Here is an 18,677-nt window from a genome sequence, read left to right on the forward strand (position 1 = left end):
TGCCGCAGCGATGCTCACGCGATGATCGGGTCATCGGCGCGCAGCCGGTCGTTTTCCTAGGCGAGGTCGATTCTGGTCAGGCGCTGCGTGGCTCGGGTGAGGACCACATAGGCGACGCCAGCGCCATGGGACTTGGCGACGGCTTCGAGGTCGACGGCGATCACGGCGTCCCATTCGAGGCCCTTGGACTCCAAGGGACCCACCAGGGTCACGCGGCCGTCGTGGACGATGTCCGACAGTTCTGCGTGCCGGCTGTAGGGCGCGATGATGCCCACGGTGCCCTCGACGGCGTCGAGGGCCTGCACGACCGCACCCGCGACCTCGGGGAGGAGCGCGTCGGCGGCGACGGTCTTCTCGACGACGTCGACGCCGGTCTCGCGGACCGCCTCCGGAAGGTCGATCTTGCGCAGGCGCGGCTTCGCCCATTCGGCGGCGTACTCGAAGACCTCTTTGGAGTTCCGGTAGTTCTTGGTCAGGTGGAACTCGTAGAGGCGCCCGCGCGGGACGGCGCGGCGGCGAGATTCGGCGCTTTCCTTGGGACGCGGCCAGCTCGACTGGGCCTCGTCGCCGACGATGGTCCACCCGGCGGCGCGTCCGCGCCGTCCGAGCATGCGCCACTGCATCGGCGAGAGGTCCTGCGCCTCATCGATGATGACGTGCGCGTAGTCCTCGTAGAAGGCGTCGCGGGCCTGCCGCTCGGGCCGGTCGTAGTAGCGGTCCTGGGTGGTCGAGACCTCCTGGATGCCTTCCCACGAGCGGATCCGGTCGCGGTTGCGCGGCTGGGGTTTGACGCCGAGGAGGATGCGCAGCTCGTCGAGCAGCGCGACGTCCGGGATCGAGAAGTCGGTCTCGCGCAGCGACGCGGCGACCCCTTCGATCGCGTCCTTCTTCAGGTGCCCTTCGGCGGCCGAGGCGAGGCGGCGGGCGTCGCCGCCCCAAGCAAGGACGTCGGACGGGTCGAGGTCGGGCCACCAGTGGTCGAGGAACGTGAGGAACTCCCCGCGCGAGCCGACGTCGCGGGAGAACTTCGCGGGCTCGGCCTCTTCGACGACCGGTTTGATCTTGCGCCACAAGGCGACGAGGAGCGCGCGTCCGGCCTCGGTCTTGGCGAGGTTCGGGCGCGGTTCCTTCTCGAAGACGCGGGCGCGCGCGGCGCCGAGTTCGGCGGCGTCGAGTTTGAACACGTCGCCGCGGTAGACGATGCGCAGTTCGTGCGGCGCTCCGGGCGGGGTCTGGCGCACGAGGCGGCGCAGGATCGGGAGCATCACGGTGCCGCCCTTGACGGCCGCGACCTCGGGCCGGTCCTGGCGGGTCGCTTCGACACCGGCGTACAGCTCGCCGAGCGAGTACAGCGCGGCGGTCTCCTCGCCGAGGCTGGGCAGGACCCGGCCGATGTACTTCATGAACACGGCCGAGGGGCCGACGACGAGGATGCCGGCGGCCTCGTAGCGGCTGCGGTCCTGGTAGAGCAGGTAGGCGGCGCGGTGGAGGGCGACGACGGTCTTGCCGGTGCCGGGCCCGCCGGTGATGATGGTGGCGCCGCGGCCGGGCGCGCGGATCGCGGCGTCCTGCTCGGCCTGGATGGTGGCGACGATGTCGCGCATGCGCCCGGTCCGCTTGCGGCCCAAGGCGGCCATGAGCGCTCCGTCGCCGATCACGGGGAGGCGCTCGGCGGCGTCGTCGTTGAGCAGGTCGTCGCTGATCTCCTCGACGGTGCGGCCGAAGGAGCGGATGACGCGGCGCCGGGACACGCCCTGGCGGTCGACGGCGGTCGCGCGGTAGAACGGCGCTGAGGCGGGGGCGCGCCAGTCGACGAGCAGGGTGCGGTACTCCTCGTCGCGCACGCCGAGGCGCCCGACGTGGCGGACCTTGCCGTCGTCGAAGTCGAGCCGGCCGAAGACCAGGCCCTCATGCTGGGAGTCGAGGTCGGCGATGCGGCGGGCCGCCTGGTAGACGAACACGTCGCGTTCGTACCGCGCGCCGGGCACGGTGGCGGCGAGGTGGGCGTAGCCGGAGTCGCGGTTTTCCTCGGCTTCGCCGCGGAGCACGTCGACGCGTTCGTAGACGCGGTCGACGAAGCTCTGCTCGATCGCGATTTCCTGCTCGGGGGTGTTGGCCGGATCGGGGGCGGGCACGGCGTGGGTCGTGTCGACGTCCTGTTCTTTCCGGTCGTCGGCGGGGCCTGGTTCCTGGGACACTGCGCTCCTCGCTCGAATTCGAGAACGCACCAGCCTAGCGCGTCGAAGCGACACCCGTACGCCGATCATGGACTAGGGAGTGCTTGCGCACTGCTTAGACGGCGTCGGGCCAGACTCTGTACATCCACGAGTAGGCGTCGTCGATCTCGCCGAAGCCGAACTGCCGGTACAGCCCTTGGGCATCGGCGGTCGCGAGGAGGACGCGCCGGACGCCCATCGCCTCGGCCTCGTCCACGATGTGGCCGACGAGTCGCTTGCTCAGGCCCTGGCCGCGAGCGTCCCGCTCCACGAACACGTCGCTGAGCCACGCGAAGGTCGCACGGTCGGTGACCAGGCGCGCGAACGCGAGCTGGCGGCCCGAGTCGTCGTAGAGCCCGTACGGGACCGAGTTGTCGATGGCGGAGTCCATGCGCTCGCGGGTGCGGCCCCCGCCCCAGTACGTGTCGGTCGAGATGACCTTGTGGATCCACTCGCGGTCGAGGCGGTCGGGGTCGGAGGAGATCGTGTACGCGTCGCTCATGACCCCAACCTATGCCCGGTGCTCCGGCCGCGCCAACGCAAATCCGGCGACTGTCCTTGCGACGCAGATAGATCTCGATGAACAGGAGGTTGAACGCGATCGAACCGACGATCGCGCCGGTGTAGGCGACGGGGAACAGCGCGTCGAATTCGCCGCCGTACGCCGATTCCAGCAGCGGGAGTTGGACGGCGATGAACAGGCCGAGGTAGACCCGCAGCATGACGGCGGCAGCTACGGCGAGGTGCACGTGCGGCGGCTGCGGCTGGTGCGCGCGATGGTCGAGACCGGCTCGCTGCCGATCGCCAAGGTGCGGGAGATCCTCGCCGAGGCCCCCGATCCGGCGGAGCTCGAGACGGCGTGGGTGATCGTGCGCGGACGCGACTGGAGCCTGGTCTCGCCCGACCACTCGTATCTCGTGACGCTTGCGGACGTCATCGGCCGGATGCGGCGGCTCGGGCTCGGGCTCGGGCTCGGGCTCGGGCTCGGGCTCGGGCTCGGGCTCGGGCTCGGGCTCGGGCTCGGGCTCGGGCTCGGGCTCGGGCTCGGGCTCGGGCTCGGCGACATGTTCGAGCACGACTCGTACGCGCTCGCGGCCGAGAGCGTGGCCGAGGCCGATATCCGGCTGTTGATGAAGTGGGAGGACCGCGAAGAAATTCTCGAGACGATGATCGCGGGAACGGTCCTCGGCGACGCCCTCCTCACGACCCTTCGGCGCATCGCGCAAGTCGAGATCCCCGGTCGCCATTTCAAAGGCAATGCCGAAGGGCCCGAGGTGGAACCAGCTCAAGCCGAAGACGCGTAATCCACTGGGGAACGACGTGCCATGCGATCCACGCCTTCCACGTCCGTTTTCCATGCGAAAATAGCAATGTCTGCATTTGTCGGGTTTTCGACTGTGCAAGCCGATTGGGCGGTTCTACGCTCGTTCACACGCACCCGGTGGCGCGGCGGCAGAGAACCAAGCCTGCTCGACTAGAGACTTTGCCGCCATCACCAGGAGGCCGTCCGACGAAGTGGGGTAGTCGGGACGGCCGGCGGCGGGGCTCCAACTACCTGGCCTGGAGCCCCGCCGCACTTCATGGGCGGTGGAGCCACTCCAGGAGTGCTTCAGGGGCCATCTCCTCGACTCGCTTCGTGTAGGCCGCCAGTTCCTCGTCGCTCAGCAGCTCCGCGGCCGAGCCTGAAGTACCCCTTCGGAAGAACGCGTCGCGGCTCTTCATCACCCCGGCCGGATCGGGGGTCAGACGTTCCGCCTTCGCTTTCATCTCGCCGAAGGTCGCCGCCTTCACCAGCTCCGGCCAGCGCCCCTCCTCGACCTCGATGTCGAGCCAGGTGGCGATGCGGCGCATCTCGCCTTCGAGGTCGGCGGCGAGATCGGCGTAGTGGACGAGGAGGAGGTTCGGCTCCTCGCGGCGGCCCCAGGCGTCGTTGAGGTGCAGCATGACGCCTTGCAGGGAGTCGAGCCATTCCCTCGGTTCGGCCTCCTCTTCGGTCCAGTGGACCAGCCACTCCCGCAGGGGTTTCCGCGGCGTCGGGTCGTCGCCTTGATCGGGTTCCGGGGCGCCGGTCAGCTCCCTGATTCGGTCGCGGTCGAGGTTCTGGCCCTGGTGGTAGAGAGAGACGGCGGCGTCCAGAGGGTGGCGGGCGGCGACGATGTAGCGGCTCTCGGGGTGGATCGGGATGCCGTCGAGGGGCGTGTGGGTCTTGATGAAGCGGCGGTGGGTCTGGGCTTCGAGCCGCGCGAAGACCTCGTCTTGCGGCACGACGAGCCAGTCGAGCCAGGGCGAGAGCTCCGGGAGCGGCGCGGGCAGGTTCGGGGTCTGGAAGGCCAGGAGTGCGCAGATCATCTGCGTCCAGGTGGTGCCGTGCTTCGAGCGGGTGCTGATGACGATGTCGCCGGGTCGGGCGGGGAAGTCCGCCCAGCGGCCGGAGTCCTCGTCGGGCGAGGTGTAGCGGTAGGGCATCACGGCAGTCTAGGGATGGACGGTTCGGCGCGGCAATCGAAATGCGGGCGCCGCGGGCGAATCCCGACGCGATTGCATCGGTCTCGCGGGCTCCCTACGATGGAGGTGAGACGTCGTCTATCGCTTGGAGTGCGATTCCTTTGGCCCTCAACTCGAACATGGTGGCGCTCGGTACGGCCGCCCCCGATTTCTCGCTGCCGGATCTTGACGGGGTGTTGCGGTCGCTGGCCGATTTCGACGCTCCGATGCTGCTGGTCGCGTTCGTGTGCAACCACTGTCCGTATGTGAAGCACATCGAGCAGGTCTTCGGTGCGTTCACGGCCGGGCAGGCGGATCTGGACGTGGTGGGGATCTGCTCGAACGACGCCGAGCACTACCCCGATGACGCGCCGGTGGGTCTCGCCGACCAGGTGGCGCGCGCGAACTGGACGTTCCCGTACCTGGTCGACGAGTCGCAGGAGGTGGCGCGGGCCTACAACGCGGCCTGCACCCCCGATTTCTTCCTGTACGGGCCCGACCGCACGCTCGCCTACCGGGGCGCGTTCGACGGTTCGACCCCCGGCAACGGCGTCCCCGTCACCGGGGAGTACCTGGCGGGCGCGATCGAGCAGGTGCGCCAGGGCGAGCCGGTGCCCGAGCCGCATTTCCCGTCGACGGGTTGCGGCATCAAGTGGCGCGCATAGCCGTTCGGAGGCTCAGACCAGCGAGCCGTCGCGGGCGACGACGCGGCCGTTCTTGACGACGAGCTTCCGCTTCATCGAGGACGGTCGTGTGTCCGACGCTGGAGGCCACGCGGCGCTGGCGGTTCGAAGCGGTGGACGCCAAGGAGGCCACGAAGACCCGCCGTCGCCGCGTCAGCGCCTGATGAGCCGCCGGATCGCGACCAGGCGGGCAATTCGACCTGTCGAACCAGCCGGACAGCGATCGGTTGCAGGTGCTTTGACCTGCTGATTCACTGAACTGTCGGACCCGTGTGGGAGTGTGGTCCTTTTCGGTTGGTCGGAGGCGGATGCGGGTGGGAAGGGGCGTGCCCTATGTCCGCAGACCCGCCCGGCGGGTCCGCACACGCACCCGGCGCCCTACTTCCACAGGTCGTGCAGGGCGATCTCGAGTTCGCCGAGCATGTTGCGCAGCAACGGCATCGAAAGGCCGATCACCGTGCCGGGGTCGCCGTCGATGCGGTCGATGAACGCCGAGCCGTAGCCGTCGAGGGTGAACGAGCCCGCCACGTGCAGCGGCTCGCCCGTCGCCACGTACGCGGCGATCTCCTCGTCCGAGACCTCCGCGAAGTGCACCTCGGTGCCCGCGCACCGCACGACCTGCCGGTCGGCGGCCACATCGATGAGGCAGTGTCCGGTGTAGAGCGTCCCCGATCGGCCGCGCATCCGCTTCCAGCGCGAGGTCGCCTCCTCGGGCCCGCCGGGCTTGCCGAGGATCTCGTGCCCGAAGTGCAGCACCGAATCGCAGCCGAGCACCAGCGAGTCCGGGCCGACCAGGTTGAGGACCGCGTTCGCCTTCATCTCCGCGAGCGTCGACGCCAGCTCGGCCGGGTCATGGCCCATCACGTGGCTCTCGTCCACGCCCGAGACGATCACCTGCGGCTCGATCCCGGCGGCCTTCAGCAGCTCGCGTCGCGCAGGCGACTGCGAAGCCAGCACGAACGGCCTGCTCAACGGTCCATCCCCTTGCGGGCCGGCACCGACGTGTCGCGCCAGGACCGGCGCACCCGCAGCTGCAGGCCGGGGTTCGACCAAGCGGCCCGACGCCGGAGGGAACCGCCGCTCTCCTCCTCCTCGGGGCGCGGCAGGGCCGTGATCAGCCCGACCAGCGCGGCGAGCTCTTCGTCGGTGGGGTTGCCACGGAGGACCTTGAGTTCCAGACTCATCGCGCTACTCCTCGTCGGTCGCTCTACTCATCAATGTCGAATTCGCGGTGCACCCGTTCCCAGAAGCCGTCGCGGACCCAGATCCGCGCTTCAGGGTGGTCGCGTAGAGAGTAACCGAGTTCCTTCTCGGCTTCCACCAGGAGCTCTTTGTCGATGACCGTCGGCAGCTGCGGGCCGGGAAGCAGATCCGCTATGTTGTCCGCGCCCCTGGTCAGCAGCCACTTGTGGCCCACGTACTCCCCGATCTGACGCACCGTCTCGGGGTCGAGCTTCTCGCCGGTCTGCGTGGTGCGGACGAACTTCGGCCGAGCGGACTCGGCCTGGGCCAGCGCCTCTGCGGCGTTCATGGTCACGGCCACGGACTGGCGCTGGCCGAAGACGGCGGCCGGGCTCGGCACGCGCGGTTCGGGCTGCGTCATCGGCGCCCCGACCATGCTGTACGTGGCCGCCGCGGCGGTGCCGCTCTTGGTGAAGTAGGCCCTCAAGTCCTCGGCTTCGATGGTCGCCACGGTGTCGGACTCCCACACCAGGCGTTCGGCCTGGTTGGTGCCGTACGGCGGTTCGACGCCCCAGAGGTGGACGCGCACGCCGTAGGCCTGGGCGACCTCGACGGCGGGGACCATGTCCTCGTCGCCGGCGAGGAGGATGGCCTCGTGGACGGCGTGGTGGCGGGCGAGCAGTTCCAGGTCGGAGCGGATCTGGGCGTCGACGCCCTTCTGCTGGCCGCGCGAGTTGAGGTTCCCGAGACGGACTTTGACGAATTCCATGTTGGCGATGACGCGCTGGTCGACGGTGGGCACGCGGTCGCGGGCGGCGTCGAACCAGTACAGGCGCAGCAGTTCGCCGTCGGAGAGGTGGTGGGCGGCGCGCTCGATGAGGGACTTGATCAACTTCTCGGCGTCGACGCGGTAGTCGCGGCGGGACGTGGCGTCGAGCAGGAGCTCGGCCGCCGCCGCGTAGAGGTAGCCGACGTCGATCAATATGGCGTACCGCCGGGACGGCAACCCGGGCAGCATTCCTCCGATTGGTGTCATGGCCCACTCCCAACATCGGGCGGGACAATTCGTCCCGCTTCCCCCAGCTGTATAAGACGGTACCCGGATCGGACTCTAGGTATGGGAGTGGTGCGCGACGCTCCGCGTGGCAACGCGGTTTCGCCCGGTAGCGGCCGCGGGCGGCGCGACGGACGCGTGGGGGACTCACCGGATCGGGTGAAACCAGACGGCAAAGGGCGGCGGGGGTGATCCCCCGCCGCCCCTGCATGCTCGCTAGAGCGGGATGTTGCCGTGCTTCTTGGCGGGCAGTTCGTCGCGCTTCGAGGCGTTCATGCGCAGGCCGCGGACGAGCATCGCGCGGGTCTCGCGCGGCTGGATGACCGCGTCGATGTAGCCGAGTTCGGCTGCGGTGTACGGGTTGTTGAGCTTCTCCTCGTACTCGGCCATGAGCTCGGCGCGCTTGGCCTGCTCGTCGTCGGCCTTGGCCAGCTCGCGCCGGTAGAGGATGTTGACCGCGCCCTGCGAGCCCATGACCGCGATCTCCGCGGTCGGCCACGCCAGGTTGAGGTCGGCGCCCACGCCCTTGGAGCCCATGACGCAGTAAGCGCCGCCGTAGTCCTTGCGGGTGACGACGGTGAGTTTGGGGACGGTGGCCTCGGCGTACGCGTAGATGAGCTTCGCGCCGCGGCGGATGATCCCGTCGTGCTCCTGCGAGGTGCCCGGCAGGAAGCCGGGGACGTCCACGAAGGAGATGATCGGGATGTTGAAGGCGTCGCAGAAGCGGATGAACCGCGCGGCCTTCTCCGAGGCGTCGATGTCGAGGCACCCGGCGAAGTGCATGGGCTGGTTGGCGACCACGCCGACCGGCTTGCCGTCGAGGCGGCCGAAACCGGTGATGATGTTCTTCGCGAACAGCGGCTGGGTCTCCAGGAACTCGCCGTCGTCCAGCACCGACTCCAGCACCTTGTGCATGTCGTACGGCTGGTTCGCCGAGTCGGGGATGATCGTGTCGAGCGCGAGGTCCGTGGCGTTGAGGTCGAGTTCGACGTCCTTGGACTCGTAGGCCGGCGGCTCGTCGAGGTTGTTCGACGGCAGGTACGACAAGAGGTGCTTGACGTATTCGAGCGCGTCCGTCTCGTCCGACGCCAGGTAGTGGGCGTTGCCCGCGACCGCGTTGTGGGTGCGCGCGCCGCCCAGCTCCTCCATGCCGACGTCTTCGCCGGTCACCGCCCGGACCACGTCGGGACCGGTGATGAACATGTGGCTGGTCTGGTCGACCATGATCGTGAAGTCGGTGATCGCCGGGGAGTACACCGCGCCGCCCGCGCACGGGCCCATGATGAGCGAGATCTGCGGGATGACGCCGGAGGCGCGCACGTTGCGGAAGAAGATCTCGGAGTAGCCGCCGAGGGAGGCCACGCCTTCCTGGATGCGGGCGCCGCCGGAGTCGGAGATGCCGATGATCGGGCGGCCGGTGCGCAGCGCCAGGTCCTGGATCTTGGTGATCTTCTCGCCGGAGACCTGCCCGAGGGAGCCGCCGAGGACGGTGAAGTCCTGCGCGAACACGCAGACCTCGCGGCCCTCGATGGTGCCGTAGCCGGTGACGACGCCGTCGCCGTAGGGCCGGTTGGCCTCCATGCCGAAGTTGGTGGAGCGGTGGCGGGTGAGCGCGTCCAGCTCGACGAACGACCCCTCGTCGAGCAGCTGCTCGAGGCGTTCGCGGGCGGTGCGCTTGCCCTTCTCGTGCTGCTTCTCGATCGCCCGGGGGTTCCCGGTGGCCGCTTCGGAGAGGCGCTCGGCCAGGTCGGTGAGCCGCCCGGCGGTCGTGTGGAAGTCAGTGTCGGTCACAACTCGGATCGTATCGACTGCGCAAGTGGTTACGCTATGCGCGTGGACACACCGACGAGAAAGCCACTGGACCGACACGAGCTCTGGTCGTTGTTGTCGGAGAAGTCCGACTTCTGGACCGAACTCGATGTAGTGCAAGTCACCGGATCGACGAACACGGACCTGGCGAACGCCGCGAAGCACGGCGCCCCCGAGGGGCAGATCCTCATCGCCGAGGAGCAGGTGAGCGGCCACGGCCGACTCGACCGCCGCTGGGTGTGCCCGCCCCGCGCGGGCCTGACGATGTCGTTCCTGCTGCGCCCCACCCTGCCGCGAGAGCAGTGGGGCACGCTGAACCTCCTCACCGCGGTGGCGCTGGAGGAGACGCTCAAGGCCGTCTGCAGCGTGAGCGCGAAGCTCAAGTGGCCGAACGACCTGCTCCTCGACGACCGCAAAGTCGGCGGGATCCTCTCCCAGGTCGAAGGCGGCGCGGTCATCGTCGGCGTGGGCCTGAACGTCTCCCTCACCGAAGAGGAGCTGCCGATCCCCGAGGCGACCTCGCTCGCGCTGTCCGGAGCGTCGACGTTGGACCGCGAGGAGATCGCGGCGGGCTTCCTCGCGCACCTCGCAGCGGTGTACACGACCTGGAACGAGCGGGGCCCGGCCCCGGTGATCGAGCGGTGGCGCCGCAATTCCGCGACGCTCGGACGCCACGTGGCAGTATCGTTCCCGAACGGCCGCAAGGTCACCGGCCGCGCCGTCGCCGTCGACGACAACGGCTGCCTGCGCGTCGCCCTCGAGGACGGAGCGGTGGAGACGATCGCCGCGGGCGACATCGTCCACCTGCGGCCCGACGACTGAGGACCCGGCCGCCGAGAGCGAAGGAACGACGTATTGACCGACCGGCCGCCGAGTGACGGCGAACCTCCCGAGACCCGGCGGCCGCCGGGACCGACCGGCCTCGACCTCGAGGCCGAGCGGCTGTACCGGCTCCTGCTGTCCCGAACGGACGCATCGGTCTCGCAACTCGCGGCCGAAGCGGGCCTGGAGCCCGCCGGCGCCCGGGAGGCCCTCATGGGACTGGTCGAGGACGGCTTCGTCACGATGGTCGCCGATTCGCGGTTCCGCGCGGTCGGGCCCGACACGGTGCTCGGCGGACGCATAGCCTCTCAGCTCGGCGAGGTCCTCGGCGAATACGAGGCGCTGCGCGAACTCATGGAGATCCACCGCGCCGGGCCGGGACGCGCCGAGCACGGCGACTGGGAGGTCGTGACCGGCCCGGTCGCGATCCGCTCCCGCCTGCGCCAGCTCAAGGGCGGTGCTGAACGGATCCTGCGCACGTTCGTGCGCCCGCCGATGGTGCTGCCCGTGCCCGAAGAGGCGCTGCACGAGGAACTGCAGGCCCGCGGCGTGCGCCACCGGATCCTGTTCGACCGCACCGTGCTCGACATCGACCCGTACGCCGACTACCTGCGCCACGCGCTCGCCTCGGGCGACGAGGTGCGGTTCGCGAAGCGGCTGCCCATCAAGCTCCTGGTGGTGGACGACCGGACCACGGTCCTGGAGGAGTCGGGCGGGGGCCGCCCGAAGGCGATCATCACCGGCAGCCGGTCCATCGTGGAGTTGGCGGGGGCGCTGTTCGACCAGTTGTGGTCCACGGGCATCCCGGCGACCTCGGGCGGGGCCAGCGCCGAGCGGCTCGACGAGGACGACGCGGTGCTGTTGGGGCTCTTGATCGCCGGGCTCACCGACCAGTCGATCGCGTCGAAGCTCGGCATCGGGCTGCGCACCGTGCAGCGGCGGGTGCGCGAGCTGATGGATCTGGCCGACGTGGACACCAGGATCCAGCTCGGTTGGCACGCGGCGAAGAACGGTTGGGTGCCTTAGGCAGTGCGCGGCACCGGGCCGAGGTCTCGTCGGAATCGGGGGCCGAGCCGCTAAGCCGGGGTGTTGTACTGTGCTTTTGACATCTAGCCACGGCGAAGCTCGCGAGCCGTGAATCAGCAATGCCCCCGCCCGTTCTCACTCCTGGAGGTCCGCAGTGGGATATCCCGACGATCAGCTCGCCCGCGGTGAAGTGGTCAAGTTGCACACCCGCCCGCATTGGAAGGAGGGGGTCGGCCCCGTCCTGTGGTTCGTGGTCTTCCTGGCCATCGGCGCCATCGCGATCACCTACACGACGAAACTCGAATGGGACGGCAAGATCTGGCTGATCCTGGCCGAGGTCGTCATCATCATCGCCCTGCTCGTGTGGCTGTCGGTGCTGCCGTGGATCCGCTGGCGCTCCACCCACTACGTGATCACCGACCAGCGCATCATGTGGCGCGAAGGCCTCGTGACCCGCGAGAGCCGCCACATTCCCCTCGCCCGCGTGAACACCGTGTCCTACACCCAGAACGTCTGGGAGCGGATCTTCGGCTTCGGCGACATGAACATCGACTCCGCCTCCGACGACGGCGAGATCAACCTCATCGACGTCCCGAAGGTCGACAAGACCAAGGCGCTGCTGTACCAGCTGGCCGAGGACGACCGCTCGCGTCGTGCCGGCGCCAGCGAAGACGGCACCTGATCCATCGACGTTGAAGGCCCGTGCCGTTGCCCGGCGCGGGCCTTTCGCGTCTATTCGGCGGCGAGTTCGGGCCGGTGCCGGAAGACCCAGGTGCGGTAGGCGAAGAACCGGAAGATCGAGCCGAGGCCGACGCCGAAGACGTTGGCGGCGATGTTCACGGCCAGTTCGTTGTCGAAGTACTGCGGCCAGACCTGCGCGAGGCCGGAGTTGGCCCACAGGCAGGCCATGGCGATGAGCAGGCCGATGCCGTTGAAGAAGAAGTAGAGGGCGTACTGGCGGTGGGCGGCGGCGCTGCCGCGGCGCTCGCGCCAGGTCCAGTGGCGGTTCCCGAAGAAGGCCACGGTCATCGCGACGACGGCGGAGATGATCTTCGCCGACCAGTCGGGCCAATCGAGGCCGATGTACATCAGGTTGAACAGCCCGATGTCGACCAGGTAGGCGAACCCGCCGACGCCGGCGAAGCCGATGAGCTCGGCGGAATGGCGCTTGATCAGCGCGAAGGCGCGCACGAACAGGTTCCCTGAGCCGCTGCGGGCCGGGGTCTGCTGCGGTGTCTCGGTGGAGGAGGTCGACATCAAGCCACAGCCTACCCGCCGGAGGGCGCGGGCGGCACCGCCGAACGTCCATTCGCGGCGGCGCGGAACGGTGTCGTACCCGCGACGCACCCTTGTGTCGGGGCCTCGCGCACCGACACTCCCGACCTCGGGGGCGCCGGCCGCCGCCTCACTCCGCGGTCTCGTCCCCCAGCGGGGTCGCTACCGCCACGACGCCCACGATGAACGGGTCGTCGCCCCGTTCGAAGCGGATCACCGCGTCTTCACCGGTCGACACCCGGTAGACGTGCACGTCGACGCCGAACGCGTACCAGTCCGGGTTCTCCACGGCCCCGTTCGCCTGGCAAGAGGCGGGCTCGCCGAGGCTCTGGTCGCCCGCGGTGAGGCTGTCGCCGCTCATGTAGGCCGAGCCGCCCCACAGGGTCGCGGCGATGTCGACCTCGCCGCCGTCCTCGACCTCGATCTCGGTGTCCGCGGCGGGCGCGCCGTCGTAGACCGCGATGTCCTTGGCTTCGGCGCCCGACTCGGCGTACACGACGGTGAGCGACCAACCGGCCCAGCGCGGGTCCCTGCAGTCCGCGTCCCAGTCGCTCGGCCAGCGGTCGCATGCAGAGGTCGGCAGCTGGTGGTTGTCGGTCGCGACCCAGTACTCGCCGCCGCCCGACACCAGGGCGGTGACCTCGACGAACGCCTGCACTCCGGGGCTCGTGTCGCGCGTCGCGTCGGCGCCCAGGTCGGTCCAGGAGCCGCCGGGCCCCGCGAGCGAGACCTCCGATGGCAGGTCGTCTTCGACCCCGGCCCAGTACAGGCCGGCCCACTGGATCTCGGCGCCGCCGGGCACTTCGAGCACGGCCCCGGAGAGGGCGTCGCCTTCGCGGCCCGCGGGCGCGGTCTCGGGCTTGTAGGCCTTCATCGGCCAGCGGTCGCCGCCGCCGATGCGCACGGCCTCGCGGCAGCCGGGGACCGAGCAGGTCAGCCAGGTGTTCCCCGCGGCGGTGACGCCGGTGGCGTCGAGGCTCGCGAATCCGACGTCGCTCCCGGCGGGCGCGATGGGTACCCGCAGCGCGGTGGTGCCGCTGATGCCCGGGCCCTCCACCGCGACCTCGAAGGTCTGGTAACCGCTGACTTCTTCACCGATCATGATGTGCACGTTGGCTTCGGCGGGATCGGGCATCGACGCGACCGTGCAGTGGACGACCGCACCGGCCTCGGTGCAGGCCCAGCCGGGTTCGGCGGTCCCGGAGGCGAGCGTGATGCCCGAAGGCATCGTGATGTCGAGCGTGACGCGCTCGGAGGCGGCCTGGCCCCAGCCGTGCCGCTCGGTCACGGGTGCCTGGCCCAGCCCGCCGAACACCGGGTTCGCCTGTCCCGCAGACGACTCTGCTGTGGACGACCGCGCCTCGGACGACTCCGCGGCCCGCTCGGTGGCGGGCGCGTAGCCCCCGCCGCTCTCGCCGGGTGCTTCGAGCCGGATCGGGAGGACCGCCTCGCCCCCGGCCACCAGGCCGGTCGATCCCAGTCCGTGCTCGATGGCGTAGGAAGCGGGCTCGGCGGGCGCCTCGGGTTCCTCGTCCTCGTCCTCGGGCTCCGGTTCGGGCGCGGCCGGGTCCTCAGGTTCGGGCTCCTGCTCGGGCGGCGCGGGCCCGGGTTCGGACTCCTCTTCCGGGTCGGCGGGTTCGACCACCGAGTCGTTCGGGGCGGACTGCGGTTCCTGCTCTTCCTCGCCCGAGGTGAGCGCGAAGACCGCGACCGCGGCGGCCAATGCCACGGCCGTGCCGGTGGCGACGGTGCCCTTGGTGCCGAGCTGCTGCACGATCCGCCGGATCCAGTTCGCGACCGCCTTGAAGGGCGCGAGCAGGAACGCGAGCGCACCGCCGAACGCGATGCCCGCGGCCGAAACTCCCGCCGCGAGGTACGGCGTTGCCGCGCCGCCCAGGAAGATGAAGGCGATGACGCCGCGCAGGCCCGAGTTCAGCTCGGTGAGCTCGGCGAACAGCAGATTGCAGGTGACGCACGAATTCAGGTGGTCGTCCACTTTCGACGCTTCGCGCTCGCCGAGCTTGCCGCGCACCCGCGCGCCGATCCGGTCCACCGTCCAGCGGCACTCCTCGCGCGGCGAGTCGGCCGCGTGCTCGCTCAGGTAGTTCTGCCGCAGCTTCTCGCGCGCGCGGTAGGCCAGCGCGGAGACCCCGTTCGGGGTCATGCCGAGCATGGTGGCGATCCTGGCCGGGGAGTCCTCCTCGACCTCGGTGTGCCACAACACCATCCGCCAGCGCTCGGGGAGCTTGCCGAAGGCGAGGGCGGCGTAGCGGCGCTCCTGGCCCTCGACAGCGGGGTCGAAGTAGATCTCGCCGGAGTCGTGCTTGGTGAGGTCGTCGGTGAACTCGACCTTCTTGTCGCGCCGCACCCGGTCGTAGAAGTTGTTGCGGAGGGTCTGGAGCATGTAGGGCCGGAAGGCGAGGTCGGGGCCGCCGCCTTCGCGGAAGGTGTGGAGGAGTTTGGCGAAGGCCTCGGAGACGAGGTCGTCGGCGCCGGCGGGGTCGCGCGAGAGGATGCGCGCGAGGCGGCGCGCGGAGTGCACGTGGCGTTCGTAGAGCTCGGCGTAGGCCGTGGTGTCGCCGCTGCGGGTGGCGGCGATGAGTTCGGGGTCCGAGCGGGTCTCGGGGGTCTGGTCGGGCCCCGGGTCGACTCGCCGGGCGTCGCCGGCGGGGACGGTATCGGGCATCGTTCGCCGGTGCTCCTTCCAGGTTGCGCCCAGCTCGTACGATCGGGGTGCTCGGTTGTTGCTCGAGGGGGCGTCGTCGAGTCGAGGAATTCTCGGTGTCTCCCTTGGCTTAACGAGCGAGTGCGCCGCGAGTTGCGCCCGGTCCGCCGTTCGGGCAAGGTTCCGGCGAACTGGACATTGCAGCGAGTTTAGGGCAAAAACCCGGCATAGCCGCAAATTGTGATGTGTTTGTGACCAGGCGTGATCGTATTGGGACTTCCCGCCTTGGTTCCAGGCAACTGTCGGAAATACGTCAGGCCATTGCGTACAGTTTGCTAACGCATTCCCGGCCGACTTCGACGCAAGGGAGGTGAACGATGCCCGCATCGGTCCTATTGGCACTCCTGGCCGCGACGGCCCTGCTGGCCTTGACCCCTGCGCTGGTGCGCCGCTACGACCCCGACGAGCGCATGATCGCCGACCGCGCCTCCTCCGACGCGCGCGTGCTCGACCGCGAAGGCCACCGTCCCACCCGGCCCGCCTCCCACGACACCGTCGACCTCGGCCTCGAGAATCCGCACGAATCGGACAACTCTCTCGACGAACGGTTGGAGGGCCAAGACCTTCCCCCGCAATCGAACTCACGCGGGTGGGAGCGGCGCGGCACGCGTCACGGCGACTCGGTACGGTTGGAGACCGACGAGTCGTACACCGGCGAGGACCCCGAGATGCACGAGCAGGCCAGGCTCCGGCAGATGCGCGCCGAATGGTGGCGGCGGCGGCACCGCCGCATCCTTTACGTGCTCATCGCACTCACCGTCCTCGAACTCGCCGGCGTCGCCATCGCCGGGCCCGGCTTCTGGATCGGCGCGGGCATCTCGACGCTCGTCCTCGGCGGCTACGTCTACTTCCTGCGCGAGCGCGCCAAGCGGCAGCGCCCCCGCCGCAAGCCGAAGGCGATGATCACCGCCGAGCCCGAGCACGAGGAGGTCGGCCCGCCGACCTACGTCCCGGAGCAGCCCGACGGCGACGACCTCGACGAGGATCCCGACCGCGAATCGTTCCTGTTCGAGAACGGCACCTTGGGCGACGAGCCGGCCCCGCCGCCGCGGCCCGAACCGCGCCGGCCCGACGGCCCCGCCGGCGTGCGCGGCCGCTCCTATGAGGCCCCGGCGAAGCTCGAACGCTGATCCGCCCCGTTCATGAGGCAGAGCACAGCCGCACAGCGGCTAAACTTGCCCGGTTATGCCTGAGGAATCGCAGCACCGCCACATCCTGACGTTCAACTTCCGTCAAGGACGCAACAAGCCGCGTCACGACGACGCCTTCGCGCGCCTGTGGCCGCGCTACGGCCTGGAGTGGGAGCCCGAGGAGGGCCGGGTCGACTTCGCGAAGCTCTTCGGCCGCACCGCTCCCGTGATCTTGGAGATCGGCTCGGGCAACGGCGAGGCCGCCGCCGCGATGGGCGACGCCGACCGCGACCGCGACCTGCTCGCCGTCGAGGTCTACCCGCAGGGCATCGCCGACCTCATGGACCGCGCCGAAGAGCGCGGCCTCGACAACCTTCGGATCTACCAGGGCGACGCACTGCCGCTGCTGTGGAACGGCATCGCCCCCGAGTCGCTCGACGAGATCCGGGTGTACTTCCCCGACCCGTGGCCGAAGAAGCGCCACCACAAGCGCCGCATCATCCAGGCCGAGCACGTGAAGACCATGGCCGGGCTCCTGCGCCCCGGCGGCGTCGTCCACTGCGCCACCGACATCGCCGACTACGCCGAGCAGATGCTGGAAGTGCTGAGCGCCGAGGAAGCCCTCGAGAACACCGCCGAAGGCTTCGCCCCCCGCCCCGGCCACCGCCCGGTCACCAAGTTCGAACGTCGCGGCGTCGCAGCGGACCGCGCCATCTTCGACCTGGTCTTCCGCAAGCGCTGACATCGCCTCGGGCGAGTCAATTCATGCCTTCTGGCCCGAACCACTCGATCGGCTGACCGGTTACCGCTGCAACGCATTCGAAGTCGCGGTCCCGATGAAGCAGCGTGAGGTCATGCAGCTCCGCGGCGGCCGCGATGACCAGATCCGATGCTCCAGCACTGCGATGCTCACCGCGGCGAGTGAGCTCCCGCTGCACTTCCTTCGCTCTGCGGAGCATCCGGTCATCGGTGAGCACCCAGCCGAACATGTCGCCGAGGATTGGTTCGGTCAGGCGGTGAGGCGCTTGTGCCAGGCTTCCGCTGAGGCGTCGGTCAGGGAGGCGACCTGGTCGATGGCGACGCGGAGCTTGGCGGCGTCGTCGGCGGCGTGGTTCCAGAGTTCGGCGAACATCGGCTCCATGGCGTCCGCGCCGCGCTCGCAGAGCAGGGCGACGAGGTCTTGGAGGATCTCGCGCTGGCGGGTGTACCAGGACTCGTCGCTTCGCGGCTGCATCACGTAGCGCCAGGCGATGCCCTTCAAGAGCGCGCACTGGACGCGTTCGCGCTCGGGGACGACCAGGTCGGCGTCGTAGCGGTGGAGGCGGCCGTCGCCGAACTGGGCCCGGGTGGCCTTCGCGGCGGCGGTCACGAAGCGGCCCACCATGGTCGAGGTGACGTTCTTGACCGCGACCATCGCGCCGAAGGAGCCGTCGTAGTCGTGGATGCTCGCCATGACCGGGTCGGCCAGGAGTTCGCGGAGCGCTTCGCCCAAGGCCGCAGGGGATTCGTCGGAATAGCGCTCGGCGACGGCCAGGCAGACCTCGGCCTGCTCGTCGCGGTCGCGCATGAGATGGGCGAGGTTGATGTAGCCGCCGTGGAGGCCGTCGTCGACGTCGTGGACCGAGTAGGCCACGTCGTCGGACCAGTCCATCACTTGGGCCTCAAGGCATTTCACGCCTTCGGGGGCGCCGCCGCGGAGCCATTCGAAGACCGGCCGGTCGTCCTCGTAGCACCCGAACTTTCGCACGCCTTCCTTGGCGGCCCAAGGGTATTTGCAGGTCGCGTCGAGCGAGGCGCGGGTGAGGTTCAGGCCCGCGGAATGGCCGTTCAGGTCGAGCACTTTGGCTTCGAGGCGGGTGAGCACGCGGAGGGTCTGGGCGTTCCCTTCGAAGCCGCCGCAGGGGCCGGCGATCTCGTGGAGGGCGTCCTCCCCGTTGTGGCCGAAGGGCGGGTGGCCGAGGTCGTGGGCGAGGCCGGCCACGTCCACCACGTCCGGGTAGCAGCCGAGTGCCGAGCCCATCTCGCGGGAGATCTGGGCGACCTCGAGGGAGTGGGTGAGGCGGGTGCGCAGGAAGTCGTCGGTGCCCGCGGTGTGGACCTGGGTCTTGTCGGCGAGCCGCCGGAACCCGGCGGAGTGGAGGATGCGGGCGCGGTCGCGCTGGAACGGGGTGCGGACCGAATCGGGTTCCGCCACCAGCCGTTCCTCGGCGGGCCAGCGCGCCTGGAGGGTGCGGAGAACGGGATCGGTCACGACATCGAGCCTAGCGCGAC

The 18,677-nt window shown here is 69.7% G+C and carries 17 protein-coding genes and 1 pseudogene; 7 read left to right on the top strand and 11 right to left on the bottom strand.

Annotated elements, in window-relative coordinates; genetic code table 11:
* Positions 1-56: 56 nt before the first annotated feature.
* Entirely contained in the window at positions 57-2,198 is a 2,142-nt protein-coding gene (locus ACFO8M_RS25765) for a HelD family protein (protein WP_387980853.1), read from the bottom strand.
* 94 nt (positions 2,199-2,292) lie between these two features.
* Positions 2,293-2,718, bottom strand: coding sequence for a GNAT family N-acetyltransferase (locus ACFO8M_RS25770; RefSeq protein ID WP_387980855.1), 426 nt, complete (start codon positions 2,716-2,718; stop codon positions 2,293-2,295).
* Here ACFO8M_RS25770 and ACFO8M_RS25775 point away from each other — a divergent pair.
* Positions 2,717-3,520, top strand: a complete 804-nt coding sequence (locus ACFO8M_RS25775) for a hypothetical protein (RefSeq protein WP_387980857.1) — start codon at positions 2,717-2,719, stop codon at positions 3,518-3,520. The two genes, ACFO8M_RS25770 and ACFO8M_RS25775, sit on opposite strands and share 2 nt — an antisense overlap.
* 274 nt (positions 3,521-3,794) lie before the next feature.
* On the opposite strand, the gene ACFO8M_RS25780 is transcribed toward ACFO8M_RS25775, so the two are convergent.
* Entirely contained in the window at positions 3,795-4,682 is an 888-nt protein-coding gene (locus tag ACFO8M_RS25780) for a sulfotransferase domain-containing protein (protein ID WP_387980859.1), read from the bottom strand.
* A 140-nt stretch (positions 4,683-4,822) separates the two neighbouring features.
* Here ACFO8M_RS25780 and ACFO8M_RS25785 point away from each other — a divergent pair, with 140 nt between their 5' ends.
* A complete protein-coding gene (locus tag ACFO8M_RS25785; protein WP_387980860.1) occupies positions 4,823-5,365 on the top strand; it encodes a thioredoxin family protein in 543 nt (180 codons plus the stop codon).
* A 396-nt stretch (positions 5,366-5,761) separates the two neighbouring features.
* Here ACFO8M_RS25785 and ACFO8M_RS25790 read toward each other — a convergent pair whose 3' ends face one another.
* The 4 genes from ACFO8M_RS25790 to ACFO8M_RS25805 form a co-directional block, all read right to left on the bottom strand.
* Positions 5,762-6,355 (bottom strand): Maf family protein, encoded by a 594-nt coding sequence (locus tag ACFO8M_RS25790; protein ID WP_387980862.1) that lies wholly within the window; start codon positions 6,353-6,355, stop codon positions 5,762-5,764.
* Positions 6,352-6,567 carry an acyl-CoA carboxylase subunit epsilon gene (locus tag ACFO8M_RS25795; RefSeq protein ID WP_387980864.1) on the bottom strand — a complete coding sequence of 72 codons (216 nt, stop codon included), beginning with the start codon at positions 6,565-6,567 and terminating at the stop codon, positions 6,352-6,354. Before ACFO8M_RS25795 ends, ACFO8M_RS25790 begins: the two co-directional genes overlap by 4 nt.
* Positions 6,568-6,590: 23 nt before the next feature.
* Complete coding sequence (locus ACFO8M_RS25800) at positions 6,591-7,601, bottom strand: NYN domain-containing protein (protein ID WP_387980865.1); 1,011 nt, start codon at positions 7,599-7,601, stop codon at positions 6,591-6,593.
* 234 nt (positions 7,602-7,835) lie between these two features.
* Positions 7,836-9,419, bottom strand: a complete 1,584-nt coding sequence (locus tag ACFO8M_RS25805; protein ID WP_387981045.1) for an acyl-CoA carboxylase subunit beta — start codon at positions 9,417-9,419, stop codon at positions 7,836-7,838.
* 33 nt (positions 9,420-9,452) lie between these two features.
* Here ACFO8M_RS25805 and ACFO8M_RS25810 point away from each other — a divergent pair, with 33 nt between their 5' ends.
* The 3 genes from ACFO8M_RS25810 to ACFO8M_RS25820 all read left to right on the top strand — a co-directional run bounded on the left by ACFO8M_RS25810 (position 9,453) and on the right by ACFO8M_RS25820 (position 11,958).
* A complete protein-coding gene (locus tag ACFO8M_RS25810; RefSeq protein WP_387980867.1) occupies positions 9,453-10,250 on the top strand; it encodes a biotin--[acetyl-CoA-carboxylase] ligase in 798 nt (265 codons plus the stop codon).
* Positions 10,251-10,283: 33 nt separating this feature from the next.
* The gene (locus tag ACFO8M_RS25815; protein ID WP_387980869.1) at positions 10,284-11,276 is read left to right on the top strand and encodes a hypothetical protein; all 993 of its coding nucleotides are present in this window, start codon (positions 10,284-10,286) and stop codon (positions 11,274-11,276) included.
* Positions 11,277-11,430: 154 nt separating this feature from the next.
* Positions 11,431-11,958, top strand: coding sequence for a PH domain-containing protein (locus ACFO8M_RS25820; RefSeq protein WP_387980871.1), 528 nt, complete (start codon positions 11,431-11,433; stop codon positions 11,956-11,958).
* A 50-nt stretch (positions 11,959-12,008) separates the two neighbouring features.
* On the opposite strand, the gene ACFO8M_RS25825 is transcribed toward ACFO8M_RS25820, so the two are convergent.
* On the bottom strand, positions 12,009-12,533 hold the full coding sequence (locus tag ACFO8M_RS25825) for a GtrA family protein (protein ID WP_387980873.1): 525 nt from the start codon (positions 12,531-12,533) through the stop codon (positions 12,009-12,011).
* Between the two features lie 148 nt (positions 12,534-12,681).
* A complete protein-coding gene (locus tag ACFO8M_RS25830; protein WP_387980874.1) occupies positions 12,682-15,237 on the bottom strand; it encodes a sigma-70 family RNA polymerase sigma factor in 2,556 nt (851 codons plus the stop codon).
* Between the two features lie 356 nt (positions 15,238-15,593).
* Between ACFO8M_RS25830 and ACFO8M_RS25835 the strand changes: the two genes are divergently transcribed.
* Positions 15,594-16,406 carry a hypothetical protein gene (locus ACFO8M_RS25835; RefSeq protein ID WP_387980876.1) on the top strand — a complete coding sequence of 271 codons (813 nt, stop codon included), beginning with the start codon at positions 15,594-15,596 and terminating at the stop codon, positions 16,404-16,406.
* A gap of 55 nt (positions 16,407-16,461) precedes the next feature.
* Entirely contained in the window at positions 16,462-17,148 is a 687-nt protein-coding gene (gene trmB / locus ACFO8M_RS25840; protein WP_387980878.1) for a tRNA (guanosine(46)-N7)-methyltransferase TrmB, read from the top strand.
* A 16-nt stretch (positions 17,149-17,164) separates the two neighbouring features.
* Here trmB and ACFO8M_RS25845 read toward each other — a convergent pair.
* Positions 17,165-17,395: pseudogene (locus ACFO8M_RS25845) on the bottom strand (PIN domain-containing protein); the annotation flags it as partial.
* Positions 17,396-17,415: 20 nt separating this feature from the next.
* On the bottom strand, positions 17,416-18,657 hold the full coding sequence (locus tag ACFO8M_RS25850; RefSeq protein ID WP_387980879.1) for a deoxyguanosinetriphosphate triphosphohydrolase: 1,242 nt from the start codon (positions 18,655-18,657) through the stop codon (positions 17,416-17,418).
* Between the last annotated feature and the right edge of the window lie 20 nt (positions 18,658-18,677).

It is taken from the genome of Glycomyces rhizosphaerae, from assembly GCF_042647865.1.
In the GTDB taxonomy this organism is placed as follows: Bacteria; Actinomycetota; Actinomycetes; order Mycobacteriales; family Micromonosporaceae; genus Glycomyces; species Glycomyces rhizosphaerae.